This window comes from Microcoleus sp. AT3-D2, assembly GCF_036705715.1.
Taxonomy (GTDB): Bacteria; Cyanobacteriota; Cyanobacteriia; order Cyanobacteriales; family Microcoleaceae; genus Microcoleus.
On the sequence record NZ_JAUBVE010000082.1, the window covers coordinates 1 to 15,581 of the forward strand.

A 15,581-nucleotide genomic window follows, 5' to 3' on the forward strand; every position below is an offset into this window, starting at 1 on the left:
GCCGCGATGAACAATGACTATATGATGCAAATTCTCAAGTGCTTTTGTCAAGCATGATTGAGATGCTCTTACCCTGAATAGCATGGCATTGCCGCTTTGAGAACGGGAAGGAGCGATCGCCCAACCATTAGAGCCTTTGGGGTATCATTTTCAGCGATATCTTCAAGGCGCTCTGGATCGACTACAAAAGTAAAATTAATGACGCGTTGCGCGTGTGCCAATACATCTGCAGGTTTGAGGGGCAATGCTACCTTTAATTCTTCGGTGAGCGCCTCTGGGTGTTCTTTTGCATAGGCATTCATTCCGCCAACAAAAGCATCGAGATAGTTGCGGACAATGGAATTTTGTGATTCATATCACGCCTTGGCGCGATTAGGAATTCCCATAGTTTGCACCCAGCGATCGGATTCCAGATAATCTTCGCCCCAAAATTCGGCAGCTTGCCCGCGAGCTTGCCCGTAAAGACGCAAAATCAGATTACCATGACTTTGCATCTGCGCCCACCCGAAAGCGTAGAAAAGGCTTTTACTATTCTCTCCGTAAATGTGTGGAATTCCATAGGTATCCCAAAGAATTTGATTGCCGGTTTGAGGCGCGGCTTGAATCCAATTATTGAGGAGCAAAACTAAGATAAAACTCATTAATAAGGAAACAATCTGCCGACCTTGTTTTTTTAGTTGTAGAAACACTGGCAATTAATTGGCTAGGGTTTGTTAAACTGAGACTTGGCAGAGTTTTCAACAAGCTGCACGAACAAAACGTCGAGGATTTCAATCCCTTTTATGGATAACAAAGGATAAAATTATACCAAATCCGATGCCCAAAAACGTAACCTATCTACGTCTATCTGCGTCGATATGCAGTTAAAAAAAAACTCTTCTTCGAGCAATCCAGAAAATCCGAAAAAAGACCCTGTGTAAATCGGATGTGAAATTAAAAGCCATCCGCTACGCTCACCAACTTGAAAAGCGCTATAAAACGCCGGTGTGTCGGCTGTAAAGCGCATTAATGTCATTGGTGAGGAGGGGGGGTAAACAAGTAGGGCGAGATAGGTTATAAGGTTATTTTTTAAGCTGCCCCTGTTGCCAAGTTCCCTCTACTTTCGTTCCATCTGCATATAGATAAGAACCTTGCCCGTGTTTCTGGCCGTTGAGGAATTCACCTTGATAGCGATCGCCATTGGCGTAAATGCAGATACCTTTGCCGTTGAACTGACCATCGCTAAATTCGCCTTCGCAGCGATCGCCATTCTTAAAAACGTAAACTCCTTTCCCACTCATCTTACCCTTGGCAAAAGTGCCTTTATAGCTATCTCCATTGGCGAACTCACGGACACCTTCACCACTAAATTCTCCATTGTCAAACGGCCCTTGATAACGTCCCCCTTCTTTAAAAGTAAACAACCCCTGACCTTGAGTGTTGCCCTTCACAAACTCTCCTTCATAGCGGTTGCCGTTCGGATATTCGCGAACCCCTTTACCGTGAAACTGCCCTTCACTAAATTGCCCCTCATAACGACCTCCTTCAGCAAAGGTATAAATTCCCTGCCCGTGAGGTAAGTTATTCAGCAACTCTCCTTCGTAGCGGTTCTTATTAGCATATTGACAGACGCCTTTGCCGTTAACTTTTCCTTCTTTAATATCTCCTTCGCATCGAGTGCCATTACTGAACGTAAAAGCCCCACGACCGCTGGGAGAACCACTCGTAAAAGAGCCTTCGTAACGAATGCCGTTAGTTGAGGTAAAAATTCCTGTACCATCGAACTCACCGTTTTTAAAAGTACCTTCGTAGCGGTTGCCGTTAGCAAATTCGCGGACACCTTGACCGTTGAATTCACCCAAAGCAAATTCTCCTTGGTATTTACCTTCTTCTTTAAAGGTATAGATGCCTTGGCCGTGAGGTTGGCCGTTGAGAAAAGAGCCTTCGTAGCGATCGCCGTTGGCATATTGACAGATGCCGGGGCCGCTGAGTTTTCCCTCACTCAATTCTCCCTCGCAACGTCCGCCATCCGGTAAAGTAATTACTCCTGCCATTGCGCTGTCAGGGTTGGCAAACAACACAGCCATTCCCAAGTTGGAACCAAGTAATAGAGCGAGTCCAACTCGCTGAAGTTTACTTAATATTGCTGACGACATTCCCACATTCATAATTCACAAAAAATTCAACTTTTAACTTTGCTATTCCTTGGACGGTTCTATAGAATTCCCAGCCAAATTGCTAGAGTCTCAAAAAAATCCCTAGTCAGTCAGCCGGAAGATAATGACTATTCTTTCCCCTGGAATGCCACTCTCTGATGGGGCATATTTCCTTTGTTCTACTGCTTTAATCGCTGCCTTATTCAAGTCGTTGTATTTGCTAGGAGTCAAGATCCTGACGTTGGATGTGTTACCGTTGGGGTCAATGTCACAAATGAGTTCCACTCGGCCTTCGCGCCCTTCTTCTATGGCTGCGATCGGATAGTCACGTTTATTATCGCAGCCGCTAATGCAAGCGATCTGAGGCGCGCCGGGAGGGCGCGAAGGACTCCCCCCTCTTCCCGGATTTGTCGGTTTTGGCACTGGCCCGGAACCGCTGCCAAATGGCCCTGACGAACCCCCGCCGCCATTTCCACCTCCACCGGGTGATGAGTTCGATGCACTTCCTGCTGGGCTACCAGAGGAGGGGAGGTTTCCTACATCTCCGATCGCATTTCCAGAATTGCCGCCGCCTCCTGGCCTGGTGGCCGTGACTGGCGAGCCAGCCGCAGGCGTTCGGGGCGATCGCCCCGAACCAGCCGCAAATGGCTCATCAGAAGGTATGTCGCCATTTTTGCTGGCACCGGATGGTGAGCTGGACGCACTTCCTCCGGGGTTCTCAGAGGAGGAGGGGTTTGTGAGATCCCCGATCGCATTTCCAGAGTTACTACCGCCTCCTGGCCTAGTAGCTGTGACTGGTGAGCCAGCCCCGGGCGATCGCTGTATGGGCCCGGAAGAAGGATTTAATGGCTCTGAGGAAGGTTCCCCGCTACCCGCCGAAGCAGATGACGAGAGCGGGTTATTTTTTTCAGGGCTGTCGGAGGAGTTGGGATTTCCAGCATTTTTTGTAAAGTCTGGGAGACTCGCAGCACCCTTGGGGCGGGAGGCGGTAACGGGTGGTTCGCTTTTTGGAGGATCGGGCGAGGGGGTTTCCGGTTCCTGGGCGATCGGGGTTTTAGGAGTTTCTGGGGAATTGAAATCCTGTTGAGGTGCGGGGGAAGGCTCGATAGGAATCGGCGGTGGCGTTGCCGCTACCGGAGGCTCCTCTGGAATCGGCGGTGGCGTTGCCGCTACCGGAGGCTCCTCTGGAATCGGCGGTGGCGTTGCCGCTACCGGTGGCTCCTCTGGAATCGGCGGTGGCGTTGCCGCTACCGGAGGCTCCTCTGGAATCGGCGGGGGCGTTGTCGCTACAGGCTGCTCCTCTGGAATCGGCGGGGGCGTTGTCGCTACAGGCTGCTCCTCTGGAATCGGCGGGGGCGTTGTCGCTACCGGAGGCTCCTCTGCGGGAGTTGGCTCTGGTGGCGGTTCTGGTTTGAACGTCTCAGACGGGGGAGATGCCTTTTCTGGAACAACCGGCTCTGGCTTGGTTTCCTCTACTTTAGGCTCATCAAGCACAACAATTTCAATTGCATCCTCTTCAAATTCAGCAGGTTTGACGAACTTGAGGCTCAACGGCAGCGCGACACCGTGCAGTAAGGTTGAGGCTAACAGACTGATCGCCAGAACTTTTTTGAGAGCTTCTTCTTGTTGTTGTCTTTGCGTCGCCGAAATATTTGAAAAACTCATGCCTTCTCACTCTCCTTTATGGATGGCAACATCCTCGCTGGCTCCCCGACATAACCCGAAACAAGCTACTAACTAAGGGTTGAGCTTGCTATCAATGATGAACTTACCCATCCTATAAGAAGACTGTCACCCTGTTCAAGACTCTTGCAATTAATTTTCATTATTTAATTTTGATATAGCGAGTATAGGCTACCAATCAGCATTTCCTTTGGAGGCGTCTACCTTGCTCTTATGGGCGCTGTCAATGTTCTGATTCTGGCAGGGCAAGGTTCCACAATGCCTTAAATACAATACTTTAGCCCGTAATCTACCAATAAATTTCAATATTCTCAAGCTTTTCAGAGAAAAATTTACATAACAATTAAATATAAATTTATATGTTTTTAATAAGCAAATTTTATTTAAAAGTGGGGATGATGGCTTGACAAACACTGATATTTGTGGAAACCTAGTTGAGAATCTTTTAAATTATTGAAGATTATTGTCAAGTCCTAACGCAAATCTTTAGCAAGCAAGCACTGGGAGAAACATCGGTCGAGATCACAGTAGAAGCATTTTGGGTAAAGACGAAGATAGTCACATACAGGTAATGCGTTTGTGCGATCGCGATCGCGCCTGCGATCGTACTTGAGTGAAACAATTCGCTGCCTCAATCACTTGTGCCGACTTGACGCAGAAACTCTACCAGCCTTCGATCGGGCTAATTGCACCATTAGGAAGCTTGCGATCATTCAACAGAGCTAGCGAGAGTACAAATCAATGGATGCTTTCATTTACATTTTTCGCGCCGCAGGCATTGTTGCTTGGCCGCTATTGGCCTCCTCAATCGCAGCAGTCGCGCTGATCATAGAGCGTCTTGCCTTTTGGTTTAGGGTAAATCGGCGGCAGCGGCGAGTCGTGCGAGAAGTGCTACAGCTTTACAGTCAAAACCCCGATTCCGCCATCAAAAAGTTACAAGTAAACAGCGATTTGCCCCTGGCCCGGATTTTTTTAGAAGCTTTAGAATTAGACTCGCCCAACATCGAAGAATTTCGTTTGGCCCTAGAGAGTGGCGCTCAGGCAGAAATCCCCATCCTAAAGCGATTTAATACAATATTTGACACCATTATCAGCCTTTCCCCACTATTTGGGTTGCTCGGAACAGTTTTGGGGTTAATTACCACCTTTAGTTCTCTCAAACTGGGGAATGCCACGGGCACCAATGCCGCAGGCGTTACTTCTGGGATTAGCGAAGCCCTCGTTTCTACGGCAATAGGGTTAGTTGTGGCAATCTTTACACTCTTATTTGCCAATATGTTTCGCGGGTTTTACTTACAGCAGATTGCTTTTATTCAGGAAGCTGGAGGCCAGTTAGAGCTATTGTACCGTCACCGCTACGAAAAACTACCAAGAGAATCTAATTATGCGCCTACCCGATGAACCTGATAGTATTCCCCAGATTAACATCGTGCCAATGATTGATGTGGTCTTCGCCATATTAACGTTTTTAATTGTTTCCTCTCTGTCTTTATCCAAATCCGAGGGTCTACCCGTAAATTTACCGAAAGCATCAACCTCTCAAGTTCAGGACTCGCCTGCTAAAATTACCGTCACTATCGATGATCAGGGAAAATTAATGGTTGATAAAAAGTTAGTCAACTTAGACCAGATTGAGAGTACGGTGCGACAGGCGATGGGGTCAAATCAGAACTCATTAATTGTGCTGAATGCGGATAAAAGCGTCAATCACGGAAATGTGGTGGAAGTTATGGATCGATTACGCCGAATTAAGGGAGCTAAGTTAGGGATTGCTACCACAAAGTAGAGAGTTCCTATAATTACTAATTTTTAATTTCCCCACACCCTTAAACAGGAATTACCCCGTTAAAATTTCCTAAAAAAGCCTGTAAGCCTGATTAAAAGGTAGTCCTGAATAGTCTGTATGATTCAGAACTTTATTTGATAAAGCAGTTAAAAATTAAAGTCCTTACTGCCAACAAACAGCAAGGACTTTAATTATTTATTCCTGAGTTTTAAGGACGAAAGTCCTGACTAAACAGGTTAAATACTTGCCATCACTTCACGCGCGGCAGCCAAAGTTTGATCGATATCTTCCTCAGTATGAGCCAAAGAAGTAAATCCCGCCTCAAACTGCGAAGGAGCAAGATAAATTCCGTGCTCCAACATTCCCCGGTGAAAGCGGCTGAACTTCGTCAAATCCGACTTCTTCGCATCCTCGTAATTGTGAACCGGGCCAGCCGCAAAAAACAAGCCAAACATCCCGCTAATTTGCCCGCCCCAAACAGCGTGTCCGGCTTCCTTAGCAATTTTTAGCAATCCGTCAGACAGTTTTTTAGTAATCTTATCCAACTGTTCGTAAGTGCCGGGTTTTTGTAGCAATTCCAAAGTCTTAATCCCAGCAGTCATCGCCAAAGGATTTCCCGAAAGCGTACCCGCTTGATACATCGGCCCAGCAGGAGCCACCATCCCCATAATATCCCGCCTTCCCCCGTAAGCTCCCACCGGCAAACCGCCACCGATAACTTTACCCAAAGTAGTCAAATCCGGGGTGACACCGAATCTTTCCTGAGCTCCGCCGTAGGCGATGCGGAAACCGGTCATTACTTCATCAAAAACTAACAAAGCGCCGTTATCTTTAGTAATTTCCCGCAAACCTTCGAGAAAACCTGCATCCGGGGTAATAAAACCGGCATTCCCCACCACTGGTTCGAGAATTACGCCTGCTATCTCGCCGGGATTTTCGGCAAATAAAGCTTTGACTGCTTCTAAGTCATTGTAGGGAGCGTTGAGGGTATTGGCAGTAACGGATTTCGGGACGCCCGGAGAGTCAGGAAGGCCCAGAGTTGCGACGCCGGAACCGGCTTTTACCAAGAACATATCGGCGTGCCCGTGATAGCAGCCTTCAAATTTAATCAGTTTATCGCGTCCGGTGAAAGCTCGCATCAGCCGCAAAACGGCCATACAGGCTTCGGTGCCAGAGTTGACAAATCGCACCATTTCAATGCTGGGAACGGCATCGATAACCATTTCGGCGAGTACGTTTTCCAACAGCGATGGTGCGCCGAAACTCGTACCTTTTTCTAAAGATTCGTGCAAGGCTTTGATGACTTCCGGGTGGGCGTGGCCACAGATGGCTGGGCCCCAAGTGCCTACATAGTCAATGTATTGGTTTTCGTCAACATCCCAAATGTAGGCTCCTTTTACCCTGTCAAAGACGATGGGCTGTCCGCCTACGGATTTGAAGGCGCGCACAGGGGAACTGACGCCACCTGGCATCAACTTCTGGGCGGCAGCGAAAATTTCTTCTGATTTGGTCGTTTTCAAGGTTGTGGAAACCAATGTTTTCTCCTTAGTGAACGTCTGTTGTTGGTAGAATAATTTTATAGCCAGTTCAACATAAAGGTTAGGTCGATTCAAGGAAACTATTCTAGTAGATTTTAGGGTACAAACGAATGAGTAGCAATACTAGCTTGGGTTTTTCGGGCTTTGTCGCACTAGCACGGTGAAGCGAAGCTATCCCGTAGGGAAGCGCCCTAAAATGTAATTTTTTGTAAAATAGTTCTTGACAATTTAGCCATCAGTTGCTCAATCTTCTCTCTTCCTCTCCCTCCTCTGCGTTCTCTGCGGTTAATAAAAAAAAATCTCCGACAGGAAAGCGTTAATCTATCTTACCAAGTTGAAATAAAATTATGTCTACTACTGATTTATCGAGTTTGAGCCGATCGATCCCAATTGAAAAGATTCGTTACGACGATCGCGGTTTAGTGCCTGCGATCGTCCAAGATTATTTGGACGGTACGGTGTTAATGATGGCCTGGATGAATCGGGAGTCGCTGCAAAAAACGCTCTCTACCGGGCAAACTTGGTTCTGGAGTCGTTCTCGTTCTGAATTGTGGCCCAAAGGCGCGACTTCGGGACACATTCAAAATGTCAAAGGGCTGCGTTACGACTGCGATAGTGATGCTTTGCTGGTGACTGTCGAACAAGTCGGAGATATTGCTTGTCACACCGGAGAAAGAAGTTGTTTTCACCAAGTTGATGGGGAAATTTCACCGCCGCCAGGGGATATGTTATCTCAATTATTTGCGGTAATTTGCGATCGCCGCGATCATCCTAACGAAAGTTCTTATACTTGCAAGTTGTTCGAGGGCGGCGACAACAAGATTCTCAAGAAAATTGGCGAAGAGTCGGCGGAAGTTGTGATGGCTTGCAAAGATGACGACAAAGAGGGGATTGCTGGAGAAGTTGCGGATTTATTTTATCACGCTTTGGTTGCTTTGGCTCACCATCAAGTTGATTTAAGAGAAGTTTACCGCAAATTGGGCGATCGACGAAAATAATCGGTAATTGGGCATTGGGCATTGGGCATTGGGCATTGGGCATTGGGCATTGGGCATTGGGCATTGGGCATTGGGCATTGGGCATTGGTAGCAGCAACAAATGACTAATAACTAATGACTAATGACTAATGACTAATGACTGCTATTTTTCAACATTCGATCGAGCTTTTGCAAAATAAAAATAGCCGGGCCAACACTCAAAGCCAAACCCAACCAAAAATTATCTGCCGCCCATTTACCTCTATCCAAAGCCAAACCGCCCAGCGGCGGCCCGATTAAATAGCCGATCGCCCAACACTGAGAATTAACCGCCAAATACACGCCCCGCAAAGACTCCGGCGCTAAATCCACCACCAAAGCAGAAGCAAAAGGCGTATAAGCAACAGTCGCCATCGACAAAAAGCTCAAGCCTAAAACAGCTAAAAATAGATTGCCAGTTGCAGCCATTCCCGTCAAGCCGATCGCAATAAATCCCATTCCCCATAGCAGCGCAGAAATCATCAAAGCTTTTGGATGGGAAAACCGCCTCAAAGCTTTAACAACCGGCAGTTGCAAAGCCACAGTTAAAAACGTGCTAAAAGCAAACAAAACGGTAATTGTACCTGTTGAGAAGCCTTTTCCCGATGTCCCCACCGCGACAAACTTGCTAAAGTACAGCGGCATTGTGGTTTGGATTTGGGAAATATATAATGTGAACAGGGTATTTACTAAAGCATAAACTACAAGACTGCGATCGCTCAGCGCCACCATCCAGCCATTTTCCCGATTTTTTTTGCCTCTATCCGCTGAATTAACTGGTTTGTAGGTTTCGGCGATCGCGATCGCAACTACCGCAAATAGCACTAAAAACGAGATACCATCAATAATAAAGAGCGATCGATAATTCCCCGTTATAGAAATCAACAAACCACCCAAAATAATCCCAACTTGCAAACCCAAATTATCAGCCAGTCGCGTCAAAGCAAAAGCTTCCTGTCGCTGTTCGCCCTCCGTTAAATCCGCCACCATCGTCTCGGTTGGAGGCCAATACAAACCCACGCCAAAACCCATCAGTAAATTGCCCGCAATTAAGCCGGGGAAATCATTAGTCCCTGCCAGTATAAAAGAAGCGGCAGCCGAAATAATTGTCGCCAGCAATAAAGTTCGCCGCCTTCCCCAAAATTTGGAATCGCAAAAAGAACCGCCCAAAATTCTGCCGAATATTCCCGAAACTGAACCGCTACCCAAACCAATCCCAACAGCAGTAGCAGATAAACCGACGTGATCGACAAAAAATATCGGCGCGTAAAATAAAGTAAAACCGGTGCCGCTTTGGGAGAGGAATCTGGCGACGGCAAGAATCCAGACTTGAGGGGGGAGACGGGGCAACCAAGAGGATAATTGAAATTTAGGCATATACACTTAAATTAGGAGTTATTTCTGGACGCAGAAACCTGGTTTTTTATAAAAAATACGTTACGGTGTTTAATTCAGGATCAAAACCAGATGTCTTTGGTCGCAGTGCATAAGTCCTGTGAGTAATTATTAATTTATTCCGTAGTTTTCCCGAATTAGTATTAGTTAACGCAGGTGATGGCAAACATAAGTGAGCTTAACAATTCTTCAGCGTCTGTTACACAAAAGTTACCATTAATTTAAAAATACTTAACACGATTTTAGATAAAAGTTAGTTAAACTCTAGAAAAGGCAGAAGAAAATTTTAGAGGGTCTAATTATATGACAGCTATTACAACATCAAGAGTGGAATCAATCAAACCGCGCTGGCAAGCAATTGTCATGGTAGCCCTAATTTTCTGGCTCAGCGTTAGCCTGGTTTTGGATCTAGTCATTATGCCCAGTCTCTACGTATCTGGCATGATGACATCTCCCGAGTTTACAACGGCCGGAAATTTAATGTTCTGGGGATTCAACCGCGTTGAGTTAATCTGTTCGGGCCTGGTGACAACGGGTTTGATGGTTTTGAGCAATTTAGTCGGTGACTTCGGCAAGCGCAGCCGCACAGCAATTTTATTATCATTGGTACTTCTGGCGATCGCCCTGATTGACACCTACGCCCTGACACCCCAAATGAGCGCCTTGGGAATGCAGCTAAATCTGTTCGATTCCGCAGCAGAAGTGCCCGCCGGCATGAATCTACTGCACCAAGGCTATTTTGGCTTGGAAGCGCTGAAGTTGGCTGTCGCCGGTACGCTGCTGGGCTGGTGCTACCAAAACCAAGTTTAATCGACACAAGACTCAGAGGTTGAGTTGAGAAAAATTCAAAAATTAGCAGCGGGCGTGAATTCATGCCCGCTGCTAATTTTTTTTAAATTTTAGCGATCGTAAACACCGGATTTGATATTCATCGGCGTTAATCTGTGTTTATCTGCCCTCATCTGCGGTTAAAAAAAGAGAATTTCTTGGGCCGCAGATAACAATGGATTGACGCTGATTCACGCAGATGGAAAGAATAGAGAGATGAATAATCTGCGATGCTAACAGATTTGATATAACTATACTGTCAAGTTTCCTGAACCCGCGCAAAAACGGATACTTGCGAACAACTCCTCCCGTGGAGAACTCAACATTTTAGACTCTGGTTCAAACTCCCAGATTCATCTGTGAAGTAAATCTAAAATCTAAAATCTAAAATCTAAAATCGACCGACGCCACGCCCTACTCGGATGCTTCCGGTAAATCTGCTTTTGGCCACAGCAGGCGCAAGCCCATCACCGCAAATCCGATCGCCGCGAGTCCCTTTACCAACCGTTCGGGCAACACCTCTGCCGTGCTGAAGCCAATGGCCACGCCGATTAAACTCGCCAGCAGCAGCGCCGACGCCGTACCGAAAAATACAGCCCGCGGCGAGTTACAACTGCTGCCCAGGGCGATCGCAGCTAATTGACTTTTGTCTCCCAATTCTGACAAAAACACTGTAATAAAACTGATGCCCAAAAGTTGCCAGTCCATGTTTTTTTAGTTCTTAGTTAGCTATTGTAGAAATCTAGGACTTACCGACAAGGCAGACAATTAACCCAGCACTTCCCACAGCAGAACCGCCGAAATCGTCAGTAAAATCACTCCGGCTGCTCTCTCCAAAGTTCTCGGAGCAATCCGACTAGCCAGCCACCTTCCCAGCAACACCCCCAGCAAACTGGTTGCTATCAAAGCCGAACCCGCACCCACAAACACGATCCAAGGATTTCGAGATTCAGCCGTCATCAGCAAAATCGCGAGCTGAGTTTTGTCTCCAATTTCAGCTAAAAAAATAGTTGCAAAAGTCGAAGCAAAAATTGCCCAGTGCTTGGGCTTCAGTTTCTTTTGTTCCTGACAAATATCGGGATTGATAGTCCCTGAGAGTTCAGCGGGCTCCGGGGTTAAAGCAGCACAAATCTCAGTAACCTCTTTTATTTGTAGTTGTACCTGTTGTGGCAAATCATAATTGAGGTTTACTGAGTCAGAAGCAGACAAGCTTGGCGGAACAGAATCAAGTTTCACGGGCAATGAGTGCTAAACGCTATTTATTTTTGACTTGTACTTTTGATTCTAACTTTCTCGGTGCCTGCTTTTACCAAACCAGGGTCATCTTTTTCCCAGGATATTTAAGCAACTCATTCCTGGAACCACTCACCGCGCCCAAAAAGGGATACAAGCCCCCAGATTTATCTGTCTAGTCAATCTAAAATCTCAAATCTCAAATCTAAAATTGACTGACTGACTTGCTTCATGTGCCGTAAGTTCGATCGCCCGCATCTCCCAAACCAGGTACAATAAAGCCCTGTTCGTTGACTATTTCGTCGATCGTTGCGGTGTAAATCATCAAACTCGGGTACTCTGCACTCAGCCTCTTCAAAGCCGGAGGAGCAGCCACCACAGAGATAATCCGAATCAAGCTCGGATCAATTCCCCGTGCAGTCAATTCCTGCATAGTCGCTATAATCGTCCCGCCAGTCGCCAGCATCGGCTCACTAATTATCACCCGCGTTTGCGGGTTAAACTGCGCCGGCAATTTGTTCAAATAACAAGTCGGTTGCAGCGTCTCCTCATTTCTTGCCATGCCGAGGTGGTAAACCGACGCCAGCGGCACAACCGTCTGAATTCCGTCGAGCAGTGCCAAACCTGCCCGCAAAATCGGTACCACAACTAACGGAGCTTCCGGGTTGATAAAAGTTGCCGGACATTCCCCCAAAGGAGTCTGCACCGTTGTTTCCACTGTCGGCAGCCATTCTCGAATCGCCTCGTAAGCCAGCCACCTTCCCAATTCTGTCATTGCAGAACGAAAAAGTACCGATGGGGTAGCGGCGTCGCGGGCAACAGCCAGCCAGTGTTTAATTAACGGATGCGGGGGAACGTAAACGCGCAGTTGCAGGGACATTAGGAAATTGGGGAGATTGCTAGGTTTGAGGGATTTTATGCGGTGCGATCGATCTTCTTCGAGGGCTTCGACAACCGGCGATCGATCGATCGATCGCTCTGTGCAACTTATCACATCCTTGAGGGCGCATACAAGCCAGAGATTGAGTTAGAACCCATTCGCCGATCGACCTCCATCAGCTTATTGAAATATTTTTCTAATAGTATTGACATTAATTAGCAACAAGGATATAGTGATTTTTAGTGTTCTCCTCTCAAAGGATCGGCAGACGGGGGCAGTCGGCAATGGTAGACTGTTCCCGCATTTTTTTTTGGAAGCAGGGGCATCGGGCATCGGGCATCGGGCATCGGGCATCGGGCATCGGGCATCGGGCATCGGGCATTGGGCATTGCCGAACTTCGGTCTTCCTGACATCCGTTACATCCGCTACATAATCCGTTGCCGAACTTCTTCCTTCTGGAGCGATCGACTGTAATATATAGAAATTATTAAGATTTTTAAGCGAATGTCAGCTCCTACCCAATCCCAGTTATTTGCTCCCAACTCTCGCCCTATACAGCAAGAGTTTGATGTGATTGTCATCGGTTCCGGCATTGGCGGACTCGTGACAGCCACCCAGCTAGCCGCTAAGAAAGCCAAAGTTTTAGTGCTCGAAAGCTATACAATTCCGGGGGGTAGTGCTGGATATTTTGATCGAGAAGGCTACAGATTCGATGTCGGCGCCTCCATGATTTTTGGTTTCGGACAGCGTGGCACAACCAACCTCCTCACCCGCGCCCTGAAAGCAGTCAACGTCACCTTAGAAACGATTCCCGACCCCGTACAGCTTCACTATCACTTACCCAGCGGCTTGGAACTTGAAGTTCCCCAGGCTTATGAGAAATACTTGCAAGAATTAACTGACAGGTTCCCTCACGAACGCGAAGGAATCCACAAATTTTACGGCGAATGCTGGAACGTCTTCAACTGCCTCAACGGCATGGAATTGCTATCTCTAGAAGAACCCGGATATCTGGTTCGAGTCTTTTTTCAGAATCCTTTAGCCTGTTTGGGATTAGTAAAATATCTGCCTCAAAATACTGGCGACATTGCGCGACGCTACATCAAAGACCCTACTTTACTGAAATTTATCGACATGGAATGCTACTACTGGTCTGTAGTGCCCGCAGACTTGACGCCGATGATTAACGCCGGAATGGTATTTTCCGACAGACATTACGGTGGCATCAATTATCCCAAAGGCGGAGTCGGTCAAATCGCCCAAAAATTAGTCGAAGGATTAGAAAAATGCGGCGGGCAAATTCAATACAAAGCTAAGGCGAAAAAAATTATTACAGAAAACGGCCGCGCTGTCGGAGTCGAGCTAGCAACCGGCGAAGTTTACCGGGCAAAGCGGATAGTTTCTAACGCCACGCGCTGGGACACTTTTGAGAAATTGCTGTCGGCCGAAGAGATGCCCGCTAGCGAGAAGAAATGGCAGCAGCGCTATCAAAAAGCCCCGAGTTTCTTGAGTTTGCATTTGGGAGTGGAAGCAAGCGTAATCCCTGCGGGTAGTGCCTGCCACCATATTTTATTAGAAGATTGGAACCAAATGGAAGCGCCGGAGGGAACTGTTTTGGTGTCAATTCCGACGGTGCTAGACCCGGATTTAGCTCCCGCAGGATATCACATCGTTCACGCTTTTACTTCGAGTTGGATGGAAGAGTGGGAAGGATTTTCGCAGCAGGAATACGAGGAGAAAAAGGAAGAGGCCGCAGGAAGAATTATTGAAAGATTAGAAAAGATTTTTCCCGGTTTAGATGCCGGTTTGGATTATATGGAAGTTGGGACGGCGCGTTCTCACCGCCGCTTTTTGGGGCGCGAAGACGGAACTTACGGGCCGATTCCGCGACAGAAGCTAATGGGTTTGCTGGGGATGCCGTTTAATCGAACTTCTATGCCTGGTTTGTATTGTGTGGGCGACAGTACGTTTCCCGGACAGGGTTTAAATGCGGTGGCGTTTTCTGGGTTTGCTTGCGCGCACCGAATTGCTGTTGATTTGGGTTTTTAGTGGTAATGGTAGGGTTCGTCAGATTGTTCGCTTGGAATACAACATAAAATGTGAGGCTCCGGCGCAGCCTACAAAAAGACTAAAAACCCGGTTTCTGGGGAGAAACCGGGTTTTTAAACTTCAAGTTGGTGTTTTCCATTCTTTTAGCGAGTTTACTGGTCGTAGCTGCCACCGACGCCGATTTGGGTATTGTAGATTTTGGCATTAGTGATGGTCATATCTTGCATTGATGCGCCGGATACGTCAGCAGTGTTGATGATAGCCGCCGTCAGATTTGCCCGATCGAGGTCTGCGTCATTTAAACTGGCATTAGTCAGAAAAACTGCGGTTAAGTTAGCACCCGTCAAGTTAGCACCCGTCAAGTCCGCGCCTTCGAGGTTGGCACTAGATAGGTTTGCACCTCGTAAATCTGCTTCTCTCAAATCAGCACCAATTAAATGAGCTCCCGTTAAATCTGCTCCCGACAAGTCGCACTTAAAACAGTGCCTGGTTGACAATAACTGTTCGACATGAACGGGATTTTCAGCACGAGCCGGGCCTGCCAACAGTAGGGGAGTAATTAAAAAAGTAGCGGCTAATAGATTGCGTTTCATAATCCCTTTTCCTCACAGACTCTATATTCAAGTTCTTGTCTTGATATCTACAATCGTACCATGGTTGTTTTCGCAAGTTGCGATCTAATTCACACATTGGCTGTGATATCGATTCCCCTCAACAACGCATACATGGTTTCGACCAGCTCACAAAACATAATTTCGCAAAACTTAACACTGCCGAACTTAATTCAGTGCCTTTTTGTAGTAACCTTTTCTAGGTTAGCCCGGATAGGCAACAGATGCGTCTTTCTGAAGATGGAGATGATTCGCAATGCTATGGATGATTTTAGCTGCGATCTTATCGCAAAAAGTTCACAATAAATCCCTTGTTTTTAATAAAAGTGTCACGAGACAGAAAATTTAATTTAAAATAAAGATAAGCTTATAACTTTATAGGTAGAGGAAAAGCAGTCACAGGCCTGATCCCCAGCCCAAGCTCGG

At 47.0% G+C, this 15,581-nt stretch carries 17 protein-coding genes; 6 read left to right on the forward strand and 11 right to left on the reverse strand.

The genetic code is table 11. The features are described from left to right. Nucleotides 1-68: 68 nt before the first annotated feature. The 5 genes from QUB44_RS25715 to QUB44_RS25735 form a co-directional block, all read right to left on the reverse strand. Nucleotides 69-302 (reverse strand): hypothetical protein, encoded by a 234-nt coding sequence (locus QUB44_RS25715; protein ID WP_333371957.1) that lies wholly within the window; start codon nt 300-302, stop codon nt 69-71. A 54-nt stretch (nt 303-356) separates the two neighbouring features. Then, on the reverse strand, nt 357-641 hold the full coding sequence (locus tag QUB44_RS25720) for a penicillin acylase family protein (RefSeq protein ID WP_333371959.1): 285 nt from the start codon (nt 639-641) through the stop codon (nt 357-359). Nucleotides 642-1,061: 420 nt separating this feature from the next. Further along, the gene (locus QUB44_RS25725) at nt 1,062-2,135 is read right to left on the reverse strand and encodes a hypothetical protein (RefSeq protein ID WP_333371961.1); all 1,074 of its coding nucleotides are present in this window, start codon (nt 2,133-2,135) and stop codon (nt 1,062-1,064) included. A 102-nt stretch (nt 2,136-2,237) separates the two neighbouring features. Then, nucleotides 2,238-3,800, reverse strand: a complete 1,563-nt coding sequence (locus tag QUB44_RS25730; RefSeq protein ID WP_333371963.1) for a TonB family protein — start codon at nt 3,798-3,800, stop codon at nt 2,238-2,240. Nucleotides 3,801-4,284: 484 nt separating this feature from the next. Then, a complete protein-coding gene (locus tag QUB44_RS25735; RefSeq protein ID WP_333371965.1) occupies nt 4,285-4,440 on the reverse strand; it encodes a hypothetical protein in 156 nt (51 codons plus the stop codon). 119 nt (nt 4,441-4,559) lie between these two features. Between QUB44_RS25735 and QUB44_RS25740 the strand changes: the two genes are divergently transcribed. Both QUB44_RS25740 and QUB44_RS25745 read left to right on the forward strand, forming a co-directional pair. Further along, entirely contained in the window at nt 4,560-5,219 is a 660-nt protein-coding gene (locus QUB44_RS25740; protein WP_333264027.1) for a MotA/TolQ/ExbB proton channel family protein, read from the forward strand. Continuing rightward, entirely contained in the window at nt 5,203-5,604 is a 402-nt protein-coding gene (locus tag QUB44_RS25745) for a biopolymer transporter ExbD (protein WP_333371967.1), read from the forward strand. The genes QUB44_RS25740 and QUB44_RS25745 overlap by 17 nt, the downstream gene beginning before the upstream one ends. A gap of 236 nt (nt 5,605-5,840) precedes the next feature. Here QUB44_RS25745 and hemL read toward each other — a convergent pair whose 3' ends face one another. Then, the gene (gene hemL, locus QUB44_RS25750; RefSeq protein ID WP_333371969.1) at nt 5,841-7,139 is read right to left on the reverse strand and encodes a glutamate-1-semialdehyde 2,1-aminomutase; all 1,299 of its coding nucleotides are present in this window, start codon (nt 7,137-7,139) and stop codon (nt 5,841-5,843) included. A 350-nt stretch (nt 7,140-7,489) separates the two neighbouring features. Between hemL and hisIE the strand changes: the two genes are divergently transcribed. Next, nucleotides 7,490-8,140, forward strand: coding sequence for a bifunctional phosphoribosyl-AMP cyclohydrolase/phosphoribosyl-ATP diphosphatase HisIE (gene hisIE / locus QUB44_RS25755; RefSeq protein ID WP_333371971.1), 651 nt, complete (start codon nt 7,490-7,492; stop codon nt 8,138-8,140). A gap of 132 nt (nt 8,141-8,272) precedes the next feature. Here hisIE and QUB44_RS25760 read toward each other — a convergent pair whose 3' ends face one another. Beyond that, a complete protein-coding gene (locus QUB44_RS25760) occupies nt 8,273-9,535 on the reverse strand; it encodes an MFS transporter (protein WP_333371972.1) in 1,263 nt (420 codons plus the stop codon). Between the two features lie 321 nt (nt 9,536-9,856). Here QUB44_RS25760 and QUB44_RS25765 point away from each other — a divergent pair, with 321 nt between their 5' ends. Further along, on the forward strand, nt 9,857-10,363 hold the full coding sequence (locus tag QUB44_RS25765) for a hypothetical protein (protein ID WP_333371974.1): 507 nt from the start codon (nt 9,857-9,859) through the stop codon (nt 10,361-10,363). A 432-nt stretch (nt 10,364-10,795) separates the two neighbouring features. On the opposite strand, the gene QUB44_RS25770 is transcribed toward QUB44_RS25765, so the two are convergent. The 3 genes from QUB44_RS25770 to upp form a co-directional block, all read right to left on the reverse strand. Beyond that, on the reverse strand, nt 10,796-11,089 hold the full coding sequence (locus QUB44_RS25770) for a TMEM165/GDT1 family protein (protein WP_190658036.1): 294 nt from the start codon (nt 11,087-11,089) through the stop codon (nt 10,796-10,798). Between the two features lie 60 nt (nt 11,090-11,149). Further along, complete coding sequence (locus QUB44_RS25775; RefSeq protein WP_333160252.1) at nt 11,150-11,617, reverse strand: TMEM165/GDT1 family protein; 468 nt, start codon at nt 11,615-11,617, stop codon at nt 11,150-11,152. A 226-nt stretch (nt 11,618-11,843) separates the two neighbouring features. Beyond that, nucleotides 11,844-12,494, reverse strand: a complete 651-nt coding sequence (gene upp / locus QUB44_RS25780; RefSeq protein ID WP_333371997.1) for a uracil phosphoribosyltransferase — start codon at nt 12,492-12,494, stop codon at nt 11,844-11,846. A gap of 232 nt (nt 12,495-12,726) precedes the next feature. On the opposite strand from upp, the gene QUB44_RS25785 reads away from it, so the two are divergent. Together QUB44_RS25785 and crtH are read left to right on the forward strand one after the other, a co-directional pair. Further along, on the forward strand, nt 12,727-12,969 hold the full coding sequence (locus QUB44_RS25785; protein ID WP_333371976.1) for a hypothetical protein: 243 nt from the start codon (nt 12,727-12,729) through the stop codon (nt 12,967-12,969). A gap of 30 nt (nt 12,970-12,999) precedes the next feature. Then, nucleotides 13,000-14,544, forward strand: a complete 1,545-nt coding sequence (crtH, locus tag QUB44_RS25790; RefSeq protein ID WP_333371978.1) for a carotenoid isomerase — start codon at nt 13,000-13,002, stop codon at nt 14,542-14,544. 152 nt (nt 14,545-14,696) lie between these two features. Here the strand turns inward: crtH and QUB44_RS25795 are convergent, their stop codons facing one another. Further along, on the reverse strand, nt 14,697-15,137 hold the full coding sequence (locus QUB44_RS25795) for a pentapeptide repeat-containing protein (protein ID WP_333371980.1): 441 nt from the start codon (nt 15,135-15,137) through the stop codon (nt 14,697-14,699). Nucleotides 15,138-15,581: the final 444 nt, after the last annotated feature.